This window comes from Alteriqipengyuania sp., from assembly GCF_964222115.1.
Classification (GTDB): Bacteria; Pseudomonadota; Alphaproteobacteria; order Sphingomonadales; family Sphingomonadaceae; genus Alteriqipengyuania.
Genome location: NZ_CAXQBM010000023.1, coordinates 34522 through 50292 on the forward strand (window position 1 = coordinate 34522; position 15771 = coordinate 50292).

17 protein-coding genes are annotated in these 15771 nt (G+C 64.3%); 7 read left to right on the plus strand and 10 right to left on the minus strand.

Going from position 1 to position 15771, the window contains the following annotated elements:
- Positions 1 to 3 precede the first annotated feature (3 nt).
- Positions 4 to 369 carry a cytochrome c family protein gene (locus ACEQXE_RS04420; protein WP_370177740.1) on the minus strand — a complete coding sequence of 122 codons (366 nt, stop codon included), beginning with the start codon at positions 367 to 369 and terminating at the stop codon, positions 4 to 6.
- Between the two features lie 127 nt (positions 370 to 496).
- On the opposite strand from ACEQXE_RS04420, the gene ACEQXE_RS04425 reads away from it, so the two are divergent.
- Positions 497 to 1168, plus strand: coding sequence for a cytochrome c (locus ACEQXE_RS04425; RefSeq protein WP_372520204.1), 672 nt, complete (start codon positions 497 to 499; stop codon positions 1166 to 1168).
- Here the strand turns inward: ACEQXE_RS04425 and ACEQXE_RS04430 are convergent.
- A complete protein-coding gene (locus ACEQXE_RS04430) occupies positions 1092 to 1742 on the minus strand; it encodes a cytochrome b (protein WP_370177742.1) in 651 nt (216 codons plus the stop codon). The two genes, ACEQXE_RS04425 and ACEQXE_RS04430, sit on opposite strands and share 77 nt — an antisense overlap.
- Positions 1739 to 2458, minus strand: coding sequence for a cytochrome c oxidase assembly protein (locus tag ACEQXE_RS04435; protein ID WP_370177743.1), 720 nt, complete (start codon positions 2456 to 2458; stop codon positions 1739 to 1741). The genes ACEQXE_RS04430 and ACEQXE_RS04435 overlap by 4 nt, the downstream gene beginning before the upstream one ends.
- A gap of 342 nt (positions 2459 to 2800) precedes the next feature.
- Here ACEQXE_RS04435 and ACEQXE_RS04440 point away from each other — a divergent pair, with 342 nt between their 5' ends.
- Positions 2801 to 3142, plus strand: a complete 342-nt coding sequence (locus tag ACEQXE_RS04440) for a hypothetical protein (protein ID WP_370177744.1) — start codon at positions 2801 to 2803, stop codon at positions 3140 to 3142.
- 120 nt (positions 3143 to 3262) lie between these two features.
- Here the strand turns inward: ACEQXE_RS04440 and ACEQXE_RS04445 are convergent, their stop codons facing one another.
- Together ACEQXE_RS04445 and ACEQXE_RS04450 are read right to left on the minus strand one after the other, a co-directional pair.
- Entirely contained in the window at positions 3263 to 3988 is a 726-nt protein-coding gene (locus ACEQXE_RS04445; RefSeq protein ID WP_370177745.1) for an anti-sigma factor, read from the minus strand.
- A complete protein-coding gene (locus ACEQXE_RS04450) occupies positions 3985 to 4491 on the minus strand; it encodes a sigma-70 family RNA polymerase sigma factor (RefSeq protein ID WP_370177746.1) in 507 nt (168 codons plus the stop codon). Before ACEQXE_RS04450 ends, ACEQXE_RS04445 begins: the two co-directional genes overlap by 4 nt.
- 65 nt (positions 4492 to 4556) lie before the next feature.
- On the opposite strand from ACEQXE_RS04450, the gene ACEQXE_RS04455 reads away from it, so the two are divergent.
- From ACEQXE_RS04455 to ACEQXE_RS04470, 4 genes are all read left to right on the plus strand, one after another.
- Positions 4557 to 5813 (plus strand): S8 family serine peptidase, encoded by a 1257-nt coding sequence (locus ACEQXE_RS04455; RefSeq protein ID WP_370177747.1) that lies wholly within the window; start codon positions 4557 to 4559, stop codon positions 5811 to 5813.
- A 98-nt stretch (positions 5814 to 5911) separates the two neighbouring features.
- Positions 5912 to 6781 (plus strand): hypothetical protein, encoded by an 870-nt coding sequence (locus ACEQXE_RS04460; RefSeq protein ID WP_370177748.1) that lies wholly within the window; start codon positions 5912 to 5914, stop codon positions 6779 to 6781.
- Positions 6782 to 6835: 54 nt separating this feature from the next.
- Positions 6836 to 7042 (plus strand): hypothetical protein, encoded by a 207-nt coding sequence (locus ACEQXE_RS04465; RefSeq protein ID WP_370177749.1) that lies wholly within the window; start codon positions 6836 to 6838, stop codon positions 7040 to 7042.
- Positions 7043 to 7124: 82 nt separating this feature from the next.
- Positions 7125 to 8315 (plus strand): Gfo/Idh/MocA family protein, encoded by a 1191-nt coding sequence (locus ACEQXE_RS04470; protein ID WP_370177750.1) that lies wholly within the window; start codon positions 7125 to 7127, stop codon positions 8313 to 8315.
- Here ACEQXE_RS04470 and ACEQXE_RS04475 read toward each other — a convergent pair.
- The 5 genes from ACEQXE_RS04475 to uxaC form a co-directional block, all read right to left on the minus strand.
- Positions 8312 to 9304, minus strand: a complete 993-nt coding sequence (locus ACEQXE_RS04475) for a sugar kinase (RefSeq protein WP_370177751.1) — start codon at positions 9302 to 9304, stop codon at positions 8312 to 8314. The genes ACEQXE_RS04470 and ACEQXE_RS04475 overlap by 4 nt on opposite strands.
- Before the next feature lie 16 nt (positions 9305 to 9320).
- Positions 9321 to 10625: an MFS transporter gene (locus ACEQXE_RS04480; protein WP_370183814.1), complete on the minus strand. Its 1305-nt coding sequence runs from the start codon at positions 10623 to 10625 to the stop codon at positions 9321 to 9323.
- Positions 10626 to 10697: 72 nt separating this feature from the next.
- Positions 10698 to 11729 carry a glycoside hydrolase family 5 protein gene (locus ACEQXE_RS04485; protein WP_370177753.1) on the minus strand — a complete coding sequence of 344 codons (1032 nt, stop codon included), beginning with the start codon at positions 11727 to 11729 and terminating at the stop codon, positions 10698 to 10700.
- The gene (locus ACEQXE_RS04490; protein WP_370177754.1) at positions 11726 to 13099 is read right to left on the minus strand and encodes a mannitol dehydrogenase family protein; all 1374 of its coding nucleotides are present in this window, start codon (positions 13097 to 13099) and stop codon (positions 11726 to 11728) included. Before ACEQXE_RS04490 ends, ACEQXE_RS04485 begins: the two co-directional genes overlap by 4 nt.
- On the minus strand, positions 13096 to 14532 hold the full coding sequence (gene uxaC, locus ACEQXE_RS04495) for a glucuronate isomerase (protein ID WP_370177755.1): 1437 nt from the start codon (positions 14530 to 14532) through the stop codon (positions 13096 to 13098). Before uxaC ends, ACEQXE_RS04490 begins: the two co-directional genes overlap by 4 nt.
- Positions 14533 to 14562: 30 nt before the next feature.
- Here uxaC and manD point away from each other — a divergent pair, with 30 nt between their 5' ends.
- The gene (gene manD / locus ACEQXE_RS04500; RefSeq protein ID WP_370177756.1) at positions 14563 to 15771 is read left to right on the plus strand and encodes a D-mannonate dehydratase ManD; all 1209 of its coding nucleotides are present in this window, start codon (positions 14563 to 14565) and stop codon (positions 15769 to 15771) included.

The window sequence follows — 15771 nt, forward strand, 5'->3', positions numbered from 1 at the left end:
GCCTCAATCACGGTCGATACCATAAAGATAGGCGGCGATATCTTCGGCTTCCTCTTGGCTCAGAGGCATCGGGGGCATGGTGGAGCCAGGCTTCACTTCGGGCGCATTGCGGATGAAAGCTGCCAGCACATCGGGTCGGTTGGGCAGTTCTCCGGCGATCAGACCCACGTCGTCGAACCCTTCGAGCGAGGGGCCGAGCCGCCCCTTGGGCCAATCGAGACCGGGGATTTCGTGGCAAGACCCGCAGCCTGCGCGCTCTATCGCTGCGAGGCCGCGCATCTGGGAATCGTCGGTCGGTTCCTGCCGTGTCTGTACCGGGTCCTTGCACGCGGTCAGCAAAGTACAGGCGAGGAGCGCGATCATCGCCATCGATATCCGCCCCCCTCGTTCGCACTGTTTGTCTCGCCCCATCCCAAAGGGAACCGGGCGAGCGTCCGCTTCGTTCCCACGAACGATGCGTTTGCGCCCAGCTTATTCTGCTTTCACCACCTTGCTGGTGCTCGCCGTCGCAATCTCGTCATGTAGCCCCGCGCCGATTTCGGATCCGTTCGACGATAGCGGAGAGCTGCTCGCGCTGTCCGGCGGCGATGCCGGACCGCAGGCCGCCTGCCACACCTGTCATGGCCTGAACGGCGAAGGCGATGGCGCGATGGTGCCGCGTATCGCCGGGCTCGATCCGGGCTACATGGTCAGCCAGCTGGGACACTACGCCGACGGGCAGCGCAGCCACCCACAGATGAGCTGGCTCGCCGCGCGTCTGAACAGTGAGGAGCGGCTTGCCGTGGCGACCTATTACGCGCTGATGAGGCCGCCTGCCGTTGCGGATGTCGACCCGTCATATTCCTCCGCCCGCTGCGCGCTCGACCAAGCGCATGCCATCTATCAGCGCGGCCTCCCCGAGCGCGGTCTTGCCCCATGCGCTTCGTGTCACGGCACGGATGGCGAAGGGATCGGAACGGGCATCCCATCGCTGACCGGCCAGGGTGCGGCCTACCACGCAGAACAATTGCGGCGCTGGCGCTCGGGGGAACGTTATGGCGATCCGATGGGTGTCATGCACGATGCCGCGAGCAAGCTGCGTGAAGACGAAATCATCCCACTCGCGGAGTATATCGCCGGTGGTCCGGCGCCGTCTCGTCGTCCGGAATCTCGGGCAATATGCCCCTGACCACGTCGTCGCGGTCCCAGAAATGATGCTTTAGCGCCGCGCCGACATGCATCGGCACCAGCAGTGCAAGGCCGATCACACCCCATACATGCAGCGATCTCGCCCAACGGAGCACCTCATATTTCCATTCGGGCGAGAGGGTGTGGAACGGCATCGGCGGGATTTCCACGATGCCCGCAATGCGCAGCGGCTCGACCGGCTGGATCGCAGACCACATCGCCCAGCCAGACAGGGGCAGCAGCGCGAACAGCATGTAGAACACTATTACGGTCGCATGGGCGACCACGCTCTGCCAGCCCGGCTTGTCCGCATCATTGATCGGATCGGGAATGAAGAGTCGCCATGCGAAACGAAGCAGCGCCAGCAGCAGGATCGACAACCCAAGTTCACTGTGGAGTTCGTATGTCGCCAGCTTGCTGCCCCCCACCGGGTAGCGCGCCATCAGCCAGCCCGAGCCGAGCTGGAACAGCACGAGCCCTGCCATGATCCAGTGAAACCATACGCCAATGGGCGAATACTTGCCTTCTTCGGTATAGCTGACGGCCCATTGACGGATCAGGCGATGCAGCCTCATGTCGGGGCCCTGACGCCCAAGGCTCGATAAAGAATTGCGAGCGCGGCGAGCAGGTACACCAGGCTGCCCGGAGCCCACATGATAATCCCCGCCAATTGCTGGTCCTCCAGCGGGGAAAGCCCCCAGCCCTGCGTGGTCAGCCAATGTGGCGCGTAGAAAGCGCGGCTGGCGAACGCCAGTAAAGCACCGAGCAGGCCCATCGCGACCATGGTCGCGAGCGAGGCGATCGCTGCCGCCGGCGCTGGTGCGCGAACCAGCTTGGCCCACCATATCGCTGCAATCCCAGTGATGCTGGCTTGCATCGCCCAGAACGCCGCATCGCTGCTCATTGCCGCTTCGTAGAACGGCGGGGCATGCCAGAGCCAGAAACTCAGCGCATGGATCGCCGTCCAAACGGATAGCGAACCGCCAATGCGCAAGCTGTCCAGCCGGAGTGCGGCAACCACAAGCGGCGCGAGCAGCGCGGCGAGCAAAATGTCGTGCACAATGCGTACGGTAAACAGTGCCGAGCCCAACGCACAAAACGGACTGACATAGAGAAACACCAGGACGGCCAGCGCACCCGTCGCCTGTTGGACCCGCAAGCGATCCCGCCATAACCATATGGCTGCGGCGAAAACGACTAGGGCGAGCAGCAGTTCGGGCGCAAGATTCCATCGCGCGAACCAGTCATCCCGACCGGGCGCTTCCCCGCAGTAGGGCAACCAATTTGGCAAATGGTACTCCCTTCGCAAGCAAAATGTCCCATCGTGTCCTGTAGTTCCGGAAACGGAACGAGCCATGTCAGGGAAGCGTGGCGACTATCCATGCACTAATATCTCCGGGCACGACCTCATTTCACAAACGATCGCTCGCCGCACCGATGTGTGAGATTCGGGCCGACAGCCGATTTCCGGCTTCCGGGTACGATAAATCCAGAATCCAACCCACGGCTGCCATACTAATTTCGGTTCGCTTAGCGCGCCTCCCATTTTTTTCTGAATTAGATCGGCTGGCCCGCTCGTTTCCTGACTGACCGGCTGCACGAAGCGCCGGAGCACTCATTCTGGAGATCGAACATGAAACGGACCTACCTCACGCTTGCTACTCTCTCGATGACTGCCGCTACGGCCGCGCAGGCCGTGCCCACGCTCTTCGGAGAGCAATTGGCCCGCCAGGAGGAACAACGCATCATCACCTCGCCGATCGCCGGGATCGAGAACAAGCTGTGGTTCGATTATCGCATCGACATTATCGAAGCGCAGAAAGAACTCCGGAGCGACCTCAATCGCGCGAGCGATGCCGAAGATCTGCGCGACGCGTGGGAAGAATACGCCGACGAGCTTCGGGACGAGCGCGAAGACTACGTGAAGAAGATGGCGAAGCGCGGATATCGCATGGGCATTGTCACGGTCGGATGACCGTAAGCCCCACAGACCCCAAAGCCCATGCGTAACTGAAGGGCCGGTGTCCTCGCACCGGCCCTCTTTTTTATCCGATGTATAGAGGTCGATACGGGTGTTCGGCACAGCGCCCGCGCGTTACCGGCTCGCGCGCCAACCTCGTTTGCGTGCTGCCGTTTCAGCTTGCGGATCCAGCGCACCGCCAACCGCCATTTCCTGCGCTGCGGCAAATAGGTCCTGCTCACTGCTGGCCTGCCGAAACTCCGTTGACTGCGCTGTGCCGCCGCCGAGTATTTGCTCGATTCTCCACCCGGTATCGTCGCGGCAGGCAATTCCGCTGCGGGCCTCGCCGCTGAAGGCGCGGCACAGCTCGCCCTCGTCCGCTTCGAAGCTCAACAATATACGAGTCTCGGCATCGCGCTCTTGCGAAGCGACCAATTGCGTGTCGAGCGCTGCTGACAGCGTGGCATCCGCGTAGCCTTCGGGCGGTCCGCTTCCTTGCCACGGTTGCCAGATGGTGAGCACCAGCGAGGCGGCCAGTGCCGGGCCAGCTATTGGCGCCCAACGGCGCACCGCCGGTACCATTCCCCGTTTGGCGCGAGCTTCGGCGAAGCTCGTAATATTCGATGTCGCGTCGCTTTCCGGTGCCTGCCTGGGCTCGAGCAGTGCGGTGAGGTGCGATGGCACCTGCTGGTCGAGGATCGGGGCGTAATGCGCGTTCAACCTATCGCGAAGCGCCTGATGCGCTGCCACCTCGCGCGCCAATGAAGTGTCCGCAGCAATTGCCTGTTCTATCCGGGCGCGCTCTTCGTCGTCCAGTTGTCCGTCCGCGAAAGCAGCAAGCTTTTCCCTGCTGATCGTCATGGCGCCTCTCCCAGCATCGCAAACAAGGCGTCACGCCCCCGGACAAGCCGCGAATTGAGTGTGCCGACAGGGCAGCCGACGATCTCGGCCGCCTCCTTGTAGGAATAGCCTTCGACCATAACGAGGAGAACCGCCTCGCGCTGGTCATCGGGCAAGCGCTCCATCGACCGGCCCACCAAGGCAAGCTCGATCGCTGCCTCCTGCGATCCTTCGACGCCTACGGTCATACCCGCCTCCTCGGTATCGAAGGTCTGCCCGCGGCGGGCGACGGCTCGCTTATCGTCGATGAAAATATTACGCATGATCCGAAACATCCAGCTGTCGAGGCGCGTTCCTTCCCGCCACTGGTCGCGACGGGAAAGTGCGCGTTCGATGGTCATCTGACACAGATCGTCCCCGTCGGCTTGCGAGCCGGCAAGGCCGATCGCGAAGCGCCGCAGACGCGGGAGCAGTTCGAGTACCTGGCTTTCAAACGTCTGGGGCAGGTTGCTGTGCCTCTTCACGGATGAAACGGATGGGGTCGGTCGTTTAATCCATATGTAATGCGAAATCTGCTTAAGGAATACCCATGCGCACCCTCGCCGCATATGCTCTTGCCCTGATCGCGCTTACCGCGACCCCGCTCGCAGCCCAGATCGCCTTGCCTGGCGTACCCACGCAGTTGCCCGAAGTCGGCGGTGTGGTTGGCGACTTGCGCGATAAAGTCGGGAATACCGTAGAGGCGACGCGTGAGAATATTGATCGCAAGGCGCCCCGCTTGCTCACATTGCGCGAGCGTAGGCTCGACCGCCTGTTACGTCGGCACCCTGATCTGATCGAGCGCGATGCCCGGGGCGAACTTGCTCGCCGGGGCGAAGTGCTGGCAGTGGGGCTCCAGGAAGGCGATCTGCGCGCTCTGGGTGCAGCGGGATTTCGTCCGATCGGCACCGAGGCCATCGACGGTCTCGATCTTACCGTAACAAGATTGGCTGTCCCGGAAGGGATGAGCCTGGCCCGGGCCGAACAGCTCGCTACCGCGATTGCCCCGAACGCGGAAGTAACCGCCGACAACCTCTATCTACAGAGCGGGTCGAGCGATCGCGGATCGGCCTTGATGGTAGGTCCGGCCTCGCTGGCTGCTGCCGCGTCCGGCACCATCGAAGTAGGGATGATCGACGGTGCGCCCGGCAGTGCAATCGCGACAGTCGCGACACGCGGATTTGCCAAGGGGGCCCCTTACGCGTCCAACCATGGGAGCGCAGTCGCCAGCCTGCTGCAAAGTGCCGGAGTGGCACGAGTGCGGGTGGCCGATGTCTATGGCCGCGATCCCGCCGGCGGCAATGCTCTCGCCATTGCGAAAGGCCTGGGCTGGTTGACGGCAAGCGGCAGCAAGGTCGTGACTATCAGTCTGGTCGGCCCCAGAAATGCCGTCGTCGGCAGGGCCATCGCGCAGGCGCGCAGGCGCGGCGTGGTGGTCGTGGCAGCGGTAGGAAACGATGGCCCGGCTGCGCCCCCCGCCTACCCGGCATCCTATGATGGCGTGGTGGCGGTCACCGGTGTCGATGGGCGCAAGCGAGCATTGATCGAGGCAGGACGTGCGCTGCACCTCGACTATGCCGCCCCCGGTGCGGACATTCATGCGCGAAACGCGAAGGGCAAGTGGTTCAAGGCGCGCGGCACATCCTTTGCCACGCCGCTGGTGGCGGCTCGCATCGCCCGAGCCATGGCGCGTTCCGGCGACTGGCGCCGCGCACTTGATGCCGAAGCGCGCGATCTCGGCCCCAAAGGCCCAGACAGCACTTATGGCCGTGGCCTGGTCTGCGCGACCTGCGGCAGAAAAAAGTGACTGCCGCGCCGATGGCATGAATTAAATTCGATTGCTGGTTCGTTTTCCCGATGAGCGGCCCCGATTGGACCGCCCTGATTTCGAGGAAAGGAACACTCATGAAAAAGCTTCTTTTGACCGCAGGCTTCATCGCGCTGTTTTCGACCGGTGCTCACGCGCAGCTTCTCGGCGGCGGCGGTGCCGTTGGAGGCAGCTTGGGCGGCACGATCAATGGCACAATCGGCAGTCCGATTGACACCACCACGCTTGATCGCACCACACAGTCGCTACGCAGCACGGTGAATGGCACTGTCGAGACCGAGGGCAATCAGGACATTGATGCTCGCAATGGTCGCGTTTCGGCGCAGCGTAGCGCAAGTGGGTCGGTCAACGGATCGACCGCCAGCCTTGCGGACCTGCCGATCCCCACAATGACCGGTGTTGAGGCAAGCGCATATGGCCGCGGCGAAGCACAGGGTAGCGCGGATGCGCAGCTGATCGGCACGGATGCATTGGCCGGCACCTTGGCACCAGCTGCGGGCCAGGCGCGGACCGCTGCCACCCGGGCAGTGGCACGTGGCAGCGGCACTGCGAACGGCCTGATTGGCAGCGTGCCGCAACCGGGCCTGCCTTCGATGGGCAACAGTGCCTCGGGCGAAGGCTCGGCCAACGGCAACGCTTCTGCCGCGCTGTTGTCATCGCCGCTCGTGGTGGCCGGAAGCGCCGCGTCGCAAGCGGCAGGCACAGCTACCATCGCGCCGGGAATGCCCGTGATGACCCCCGATGGTGCATCGCTTGGCAAAGTCCGACAGGTGATCGCAGATGGCCGTGGCAACGTTCAGCAGGTGGTGGTCAAGCAGGGCAAAGTGACCCGCACGCTGCCGGCCGGGATGTTCAGCGCGCAGGGCGATGCCCTGGTCGCTGGCGAGGCATCCGGGCAGGCAGCCCGTCGTTCGGCCAACGGAGGGCAGCCCGCCCAAGCAGACTAACGGTTACAAGCCGAAAGCATAACGGGCGGGCCCGCGAAGGCCCGCCCTAATTTTATGGTCATCGCCCGGCGCAACACACGGGAGATCAGCCCTCTGCTCGCGCCGGTCTATCTCGCGTGCGGGCTGTTGCAGGTCGAGGTTGCCGATGTGCAGCGCTTCGCACTTCATCATGCGGTGCTGATGGCGATGACCTTGCTGCTCTCCACAGGTCCGATCACTCTGGCGCCTAGGCCAGAGCGCGGGCTTGTCAGGCGTCGATGAGGCGACCTCACAGCAAGCGGACAATGGTCATTCCCCCGTATTCCTGCCATGGTTGTTAGCGGTACCAGCAGGGAGGGCGGGCATGTCGAACAAGGAAACCGGAAAGAATACCACGCGGCGCGAGGCGCTCGCACTCGGGGCCGCAGCGGCGGCATCGCTCGCCTCGGGCAAGGCGCTCGCCCAGCGGGCCGAAGGCCAGCCTCTGCTCGGCAATCCTGCCCTGCCGGAAAAACCGGGGGACCGCCTGGGCTGGGCAATCGTGGGCCTCGGCACCTTCGGCGTCGGACAAGTCATTCCCGGCTTTGCCGATGCACGCCTTTCCCATCTCGCAGCCTTCGTATCGGGCAACGCGGAAAAATCCCGCATGCTGGGCGAACGGTACGGGGTCAGCCGTCACTACAATTACGATAATTTCGACACGATTGTGGACGATCCCTCCATCGACTGCGTCTACATCGTCCTCCCCGTCGGCCTGCATGCTGAGTTCACGATCCGCGCGCTGGAAGCGGGCAAGCATGTGCTGTGCGAAAAGCCGATGGCGAATAGCGCGCAAGAGGCCGAAGCCATGATCGCCGCAGCCAGAAGCGCGGGCCGCAAGCTCGGCGTGGCCTATCGCGTGCATTTCGAGCCGAACAATATGCAGGCGCTCAAGATCGTGGCGGACGGTGACCTCGGCACGATGCGGTTCGTTTCCGCCGACCACGGGTTTTCCGCCAATCCCGATTACCCGCCGCACAAGTGGCGCCTGGAAAAGGCGCTCGCCGGAGGGGGATCGCTGTGGGATATCGGCGTCTACGGCATCAACACCTCGCTGATGATGCTGCCGGGAGACAAGGTGACCCGCGTCTCTGCCGCCTACGCGACGCCGGCAGGCGATCCGCGCTTCACGGAGGTTGAGGGCGCGATCGACTATCGGCTGACCATGGCCAGCGGTATCAATGTGCAGGGCTCGTCGTCGTACTGCTGGAGCCCCTATGTCTCGCGCCAGCGCTATTTCGGCAGCGATGCGAGCATCGAGATGCAGCCTGCGACCACCTACAACTTCAACCAGATCACGCTCGAAGGCGGCGGCGCACCGCCGCGCACCTTCCAGGCGGGCGATCCGATGACGCAGTTCAGCGCCCAGGTCGACGGATTCTCGCAGGCCGTTCGCAACGATACTGCGCTGCGCACTCCGGGCGAGATGGGCCTGCGCGACCTGCAGATCATGGAAGCCTGCTATGCCAGCGCGGACCGGGGCGGCGCGCCCATTGCGGTCGATATCGCGGTCTAGCGGCGAATCCCGCCGGGCGTGTGGTCAGCAAGGTCAGCCTGGGAGTGGTCGGGCATGTCGCCCGGTGTCGCGTGTTTGAGCGCGAGGGCGGCGAGCCCGAGATCGAGCACACGAGAATCCTCCCACCCTTCCATCAGGCCATGCAACACGCCCGCCGCAAAAGCATCGCCTGCGCCGATGCGACCGACCTGCGAAGGCAAGTTGACCGGTCCGGATTTCGTATCACCATCGGGCCTGTCCAGCCGCGCGGCAACCGTTCCCGCAATATCGGCCCCCTCGCCCCTTCGGGTCGCAATGATTGCCGATAGCCGGGGGAAGCGCGCGAACAGCGCCGACGCGGCCTCCCGTTCTTCCCGCGCGCCACCCTCGAAACCCGCCAGGTAGGCGGCGTCGCGGTGGCTCGCGAACAGCACGTCCACCTGCTCGACGATCGGGGCGAGCACACTCGCCCGTTCGCGATCGCTCCCACGCCAAAGGCTTTCGCGATAATTGCAGTCCATCGCGACCGTGCACTCGGCATAGCGGGCGGCGTTAACGATTGCCAAAGTCGCAGCGGCGGGTTCCGCGCCAAGGGCCGGCGAAATCCCGCTCACCACGAGCAGGTCGATACCGTCCAGTGCCGCGGCGAGATCGAACGCCTCCGTGCCGCATCGGGCGAAAGCACTCTCGGCCCGGTCGTATGTCACTCGCGGCGTGCGGCCTGCTCCCAGCCCGTCGACGAAATAGAGCCCGGCCCTGCCGCGCCCATCGACCATGAAGCGCGTATCGACCCGCTCCGCATCCAGCGCGCGGCGCATCCGCTCACCCAGCGGGTTGGCGGGGACGGCAGAGATCATCCGCACATCGTGCCCCAGCTGCGCGAGACCGACAGCCACGTTCGCCTCGGCCCCGCCGACATGCAGATCCAGCTGAGATGCGCGACGCAGGCCAACGCCATTGGCCGGTGAGAGCCGGAGCAGGATTTCCCCGAAACAGGCGATGCGCGCCATTGGCCAGTCTGCCTCCCTAACGGATCGGCGCTGGCGCCATTTTCGGCACCAGCGTCTGGATAACGAGGAAGGCGATCATGTAGCCCAGCCCCGCGTAGATGACGATGGGCACGTAAGACCCTGTCAGTTCGAGGGTCCAGCCCGTCGCCTGCGCGATCAGGATACCACCGACCGCGCCCGCAGCACCGCCCATGCCCGCAATCGTCGCGACCGCGCGGCGCGGGTACATGTCGGCAATCATGGTGAAGATGTTGGAGCTGAACGCCTGGTGCGCCGCCGTGCCTAGGCCAATCAGCAACACCGCCATCCACGGTTCGGGCACGCTGGCCACAGTCACCATTGGCAGCGCGAACAGCGCGGCGACGAACAGCGTCGTCTTGCGCGCCCGGTTTACGCTCCAGCCGCGCCCGACGAGGTGCGAGGAGAGCCAACCGCCTGCGATCGAACCGATGTCGGCCAGCAGGTACACCCCGATCAGTGCCGGGCCGATCGTGGCGAGGATGCCGCTGTCGCCCTTGGGGAACAGCTCCATCCCCTGCGTCTTGGACAGGAAATCGGGCAGCCAGAACAGGAACAGGTACCACACCGGATCGGTGAAGAACTTGCCGCAGATGAAGAACCACGCCTGCCGCTGGCGGATCGCGTCCTTCCAGCCAAGCGGTTCGCCGGCTGCGTCCTCGCCGTCCTGGTCGATCCACGTGCGCTCATCGGTCGAGACCTTGGGATGATCGGCAGGTTGGCGGAAGTATCGTAACCATGCCCACAACACGACGAACCCGATCAACCCGGTGACGAGGAAGGCGGATCGCCAGCCATAGGCCCCGGCAATGCCTATCGCGATAATCGGCGTCAGCAGCACACCGACATTCGCGCCTGCATTCAGGATGCCCACACCCAGCGCACGCTCGCGCTTGGGAAACCATTCGGCGATGGATTTAACCGCACCCGGATAAGCCGCGCTCTCCGCGACCCCCAGCGCAATGCGCGCGAGGATGAAGGCGAGCACGCTGCGCGCGGCGGCGTGGAAGCACGCAGCAAGGCTCCACAGCGCGATGGCAATGGCGATCCCCTTTCGCGTACCGACCCGGTCCAGCCAGCGCCCGACCACCAGAAGGCCGATGCCGTAGCTCGCCTGAAATGCGGTGACGATGTTGCCGTAATCGACCTCGGACCAGCCCATCTCCTCTTCGATCACGGGCTTGAGAACCCCGATGATCTGGCGGTCGATATAGTTGATCGTAATGACGAAGAAGAGCAGCGCGCAGATACCCCAACGGTACCTGCCCAGCGGTTTCGCCACCTCGGCCATGCTAGCCATCATCCCCTCCCATTTTTATTCTATTTTGTTAGCGCTATCATATGGAGGCAGGCCAGTGACCGCAAGCGCATTTCCCTAGCGTCTTTCCGCCACGGCAGCAGCGCGCAGCCGGGCACGCAGCACCTTGCCAGACGCGGTCAGATCGTCCTCGCTCCACCCCGATGGGCCCGTCCCGGGTTTGAGCGCGGCGCTGCCCTCGTCCTTGTCCGCGATGGACCAGTTAAACCACGAAATGTCGTGTTCCTCGGCCCAGTCCCACCACTCCTTGCTGCTGGCCATGTCGATCGTCCCATCACCATCCGCCTGCACCAGACCGAATTCGGTGATCATCAGCGCAAGGCCCTGTTGGCGCGCGGCCTCGGCGCGATCGCGCAGCGATTCCTTGTGCGTGGCGGCGTAGTAGTGGAGCGTGTAGCCGATATTTTCGCCAACCAGCGGATCGCGCGCGGCGATGTCGACATCCTGGCTCCAGCTGGGCGACCCCACAATGATGAGATTGTCCGGGTCCACCGCGCGGATCGCGGCGATAATACGCTCATGATAAGGCTTGATGTCGCGCGACCAGTCGACACCTTCGCGCAAGGGCTCGTTAAACGGCTCGTAGATCAGGTTCGGCAGGTGACCATAACGCTCCGCAATGGCGACCATGAAGCGCTCCGCCTCGTCGGGGTAGGATCGGTGTGCGTGCCAGTCGACGATGACGTAGATGCCTTCCGCCGCCGCAGCCTCGATTACACGGGACGCCTTGGCAAACTCGCGGTCGAAGTGCTGGCGGGCGCTATCGTCTCCTTCTGCGGCGATGGCGGCGCGCACCCCGCTGACCTTCCAGTCCCGCGCCAGCCAGCGCACGGTTTCGGCGGAGTAATATTCCGGCTCCCACTGCGACCAGAACAGGCTCATCCCGCGCAAGGTGACCGGGTCCCCCGTCTTGTCCACCACCTTGCCATCGACGATGGAAAGCTGTCCGTGACGCGCCACGGGGCTGTTCGCGGGCGCAATCGCAACCGGGTGCGGCTCATAGAGCGAACTATCGGCAGGCGGCGCGGCCGTCTGGCAGGCCGCAAGTGCGATCAGCACCGGCGCGACGACAAATCGAATGTGGTTCACGATAGCTCTCCCAGCTTGTTTTCTACGTATCGGCAGTCGGCATCGCTCGGCGACCAGCGCGATGCCAAAGGCCCGCCCTCGCCGAACATCGTTGCGAGCAGTTGGTCGCGCGGGGTCGCTGCGACCAGTGCGCGCAGCTCGCTGCCGCGCGGATCGTCCACAAAGCGACCATCCGTGAGGTGCCAGAGCCACGCCGCAATTCCGGAAAGGATCGCGGTGCATTGCTGCTGCGGATTGTGCGCCAGCGTCTCGAGCCAGCGCTGCGGCAGCTTCTCGCTGCCATCCATCGCAATCTGTGCCAGCCGGTGGCGCAGCGCCGGGTCCTCGAAGCGAGCGAGAAGCCGGTCGGCATAGGCGCCAAGGTCCTGCCCCGATGCAGCGGAAATGGTCGGCGCGGCCTCGTCACGCATCAGACGTTCGACCAAAGTGCGCAAGGCCGGATCGGCCACCGCCTCGTGCACGAACTGGTAGCCACGCGACAGGCCTGCATAAGCGAGCAAGGAATGCGCGCCGTTGAGCATGCGCAGCTTCGCGGTCTCGTATGGCGCAACATCCGAGACCAGTTGCGCACCGTGGTTTTCCCAAGCGGGGCGAGGCCCGGCAAAGCGATCCTCGATCACCCACTGGCTGAAGGCCTCGGTGAACACCGCGCCTTCGTCCCGCACCGCGCCAAGTAGGCCCTGCGCGGCATCGAGATCGGCGGGAGTGGCCGCCGGGACGATCCGGTCCACCATCGAATTGGGGCACGTGCATTCGGCGTCGAACCACGCGACCAGATCGGGCGCTTCGGCGTCGAGGAATTCGCGCATCAGCTGCGCCAGCCGATCCCCATTATGCGCCAAATTGTCGCAGCTCAGCAGGGTGAGCCCGCCGCTGCCTGCCTGCTTGCGCTCTCGCATCGCGCGGGCGAGATGCGGATAGAAGCTCCCCTCCCTCGCCGCCACGAGATCGAGCGAACCGTTACCCGCACGGCAATAGCCCTTCTCGGTCACCGTGAACGAGACAATATGCGTGGTCGGTGCCGCAAGGTGGCTCAGGATCGCGTTGTCGTCTGCCCCGCCAACCAGCACTTCTTGGACGGCGCCGATCACCCGCGCCTCAACGCGCTCTCCACTCCGCTCGACCAGCGTGTAGAGCCCGTCCTGCGGATCGAGCTGCTGCGCGACCGTGCCCGATCGCAGCGAGACGCCTGCGATCATCCAGTCGCGCTCTCCCCCATTCATGCAGGCATCGGTGTACCAGGCCTGATGCGCGCGATGGAAAGCGCCAATGCCGAAATGGACGATGCCTACCTGCTGTGCCGCGCGATCATATCCGGGCCGGGGCACCTCTTGCGGCACGGCGTGGATGCTGTCCGCTGACAGTCTCACAGCCGGTACGCATCCCTGACCAGCCCGTAGGTGAGCGCATGCGCCACCTCGAAGGCCTCGTCCTCCTCCAGGCGATGCTCGGCGACCAGCTCTGCCAGGAAACCGCAGTCGATCCGCCGCGCGAGATCGTGCCTTGCGGGGATCGAGAGGAAGGCGCGCGTGTCGTCGTTGAAGCCCACGGTGTTGTAGAAGCCCGCGGTCTCGGTCGTCCGGCGACGGAAGCGACGCATGCCTTCCGGGGTGTCGTGAAACCACCATGCCGGGCCCAGCCGCAGGCAGGGGTAATGCCCCGCTAGCGGCGCCAGCTCGCGGGCATAGGTATCTTCGTCCAGCGTGAAGAGGGTGATCGTGAGATCGGGCTCGTTCCCGACCGCATCGAGCAGCGGTTTGAGCCCGTTGACGAAGTCGACCGACGTCGGGATATCGGCGCCCTTGTCGCGCCCGAACGCTTCGAACAGCGCCGCATTGTGGTTGCGATAGCTGCCCGGATGGATCTGCATCACGAGCCCGTCGTCGAGGCTCATCCGCGCCATCTCGGTCAGCATCTGCCCGCGAAACAGTTCGGCATCCTGCGCCGAGGCGTGGCCCGTCTTCACCCGGTCGAACAACGCCTGCGCCCCGGCAGGGGAGAGGTTGGCGGTCGCGGGGCTGGCATGGCCATGATCGGTCGCCGTCGCGCCATGTGCCTTGAAAAAAGCACGGCGATTGCGGTGCGCGGCGAGGTAGCCGTTCCAGTCCATCACATCCTCGCCGGTCAGTTCGCCGAACTTCGCGAGGTTTTCCGCAAACCCTTCGAACTCGGGGTCGATCACGGCGTCCGGGCGATAGGTCGTTACCACCCTGCCCTGCCAGTCGCTCTCGCGGATCGTCCGATGATGGTCGAGCGGGTCGAGCGCGCCCTCGGTGGTGGCGAGGAATTCGATCCCGAAGCGATCGAACAGCGCGTGCGGACGGAACGCATCGGTCTGCAACGCGGCGTCGATCACGTCGTAATAGTGGTCTGCCGTTTCGCCTTCGAGCCTTACGTCGATCCCGAAGGCCTCGGCGAACACCCAGTCGAGCCAGATGCGCGAGGGCGTGCCGCGAAACAGGTGATAATGCCGCGCGAAAATGCGCCACGCCTCACGCGGGTCGGCATCCGCACCGATCCCCAGCTCTTCGAGCTTTACGCCCTGCGAATAGAGCATGCGGAACAGGTAATGGTCGAGCTGCAGCAGCAACTCGGCCGGATTGCCGAAGGCTGCATTCTCCGCAAACCATGCCGGGTCGGTGTGCCCGTGCGGGCTGATAATCGGCAGGTCGCACACGCTTTCATAGAGCGCACGCGCGATGTCGCGGGTCCGGCTTTCCGCAGGAAACAGACGGTCGGGGTGGAGCTGCAATCGCTGGGGCAGGATCGGTCCTCTCTTGTGATCGGCGCCGGTTCGACGCATTGGTAGCGCTATCGCAAGAGGGGTAACGCGTTGAAGATCACGACGGCAAGAGTAATCGTCACCTGCCCGGGGCGCAATTTCGTCACGCTCAGGATCGAGACCGATCAGGGCGTGTACGGCATTGGCGATGCGACCATGAACGGGCGCGAGCTTTCCGTAGTCGCCTATCTGGAGGAACACGTGATCCCGTGCCTGATCGGGCGCGATCCGCGCCGGATCGAGGATATCTGGCAGTTCCTTTATCGCGGATCCTACTGGCGGCGCGGCCCGGTGCAGCTTTCCGCGGTCAGTGCGGTCGACACCGCCTTGTGGGACATCAAGGGCAAGATGGCGGGCATGCCGCTCTACCAGCTGCTCGGCGGGCGCAGCCGCGACCGCGTGCTGTGCTACGGCCATGCCAATGGCGAGACGCTGGCGGACACGGTCGAAGCGGTCGGCAAGTATATCGACCTCGGCTACAAGGCGATCCGCGCGCAAAGCGGCATTCCGGGGATCGAGAAGGCCTATGGCATCGCGCGCGGGACGATGCATTACGAGCCTGCTGACGCTGCGCTGCCGACCGAGACTGTGTGGGATACGCCCAAGTACCTGCGCTTCGCCCCCAAGCTGTTCGAAGCGCTGCGCAAGGAGTTCGGTGACGAGCCCGAACTGCTTCACGATGTGCACCACCGGCTGACTCCGAACGAGGCAGCACAGCTGGGCAAATCGCTGGAGCCATATCGGCTGTTCTGGATGGAAGATCCCACGCCTGCGGAAAACCAGGAGGCTTTCCGCCTGATCCGCGAGCGCACAACAACTCCGGTCGCGGTTGGGGAGATCTTCAACACGATCTGGGACGCCAAGACGCTGATCGAGAACCAGTGGATCGATTACATCCGCACCACCGTGCTGCGCGCAGGCGGGATCACGCACCTGCGCCGGATCGCCGATTTCGCGTCGCTATACCAGGTGCGGACAGGCAGCCACGGGGCGACCGACCTGTCCCCCGTCACGATGGGTGCGGCGCTGCACTTCGATACCTGGGTGCCCAATTTCGGCATCCAGGAATATATGCGTCACAGCGATGAAACCGACGCGGTTTTCCCGCATGACTACTCGTTCGCGAACGGCTTCCTGCATTGCGGCGAGGCACCGGGCCACGGAGTCGATATCGACGAGGAGCTGGCCGCGAAGTACCCGTACCAGCCCGCGCAGCTCCCCACGGCCCGTCTTGAGGACGGGACCATGTGGAACTGGTAA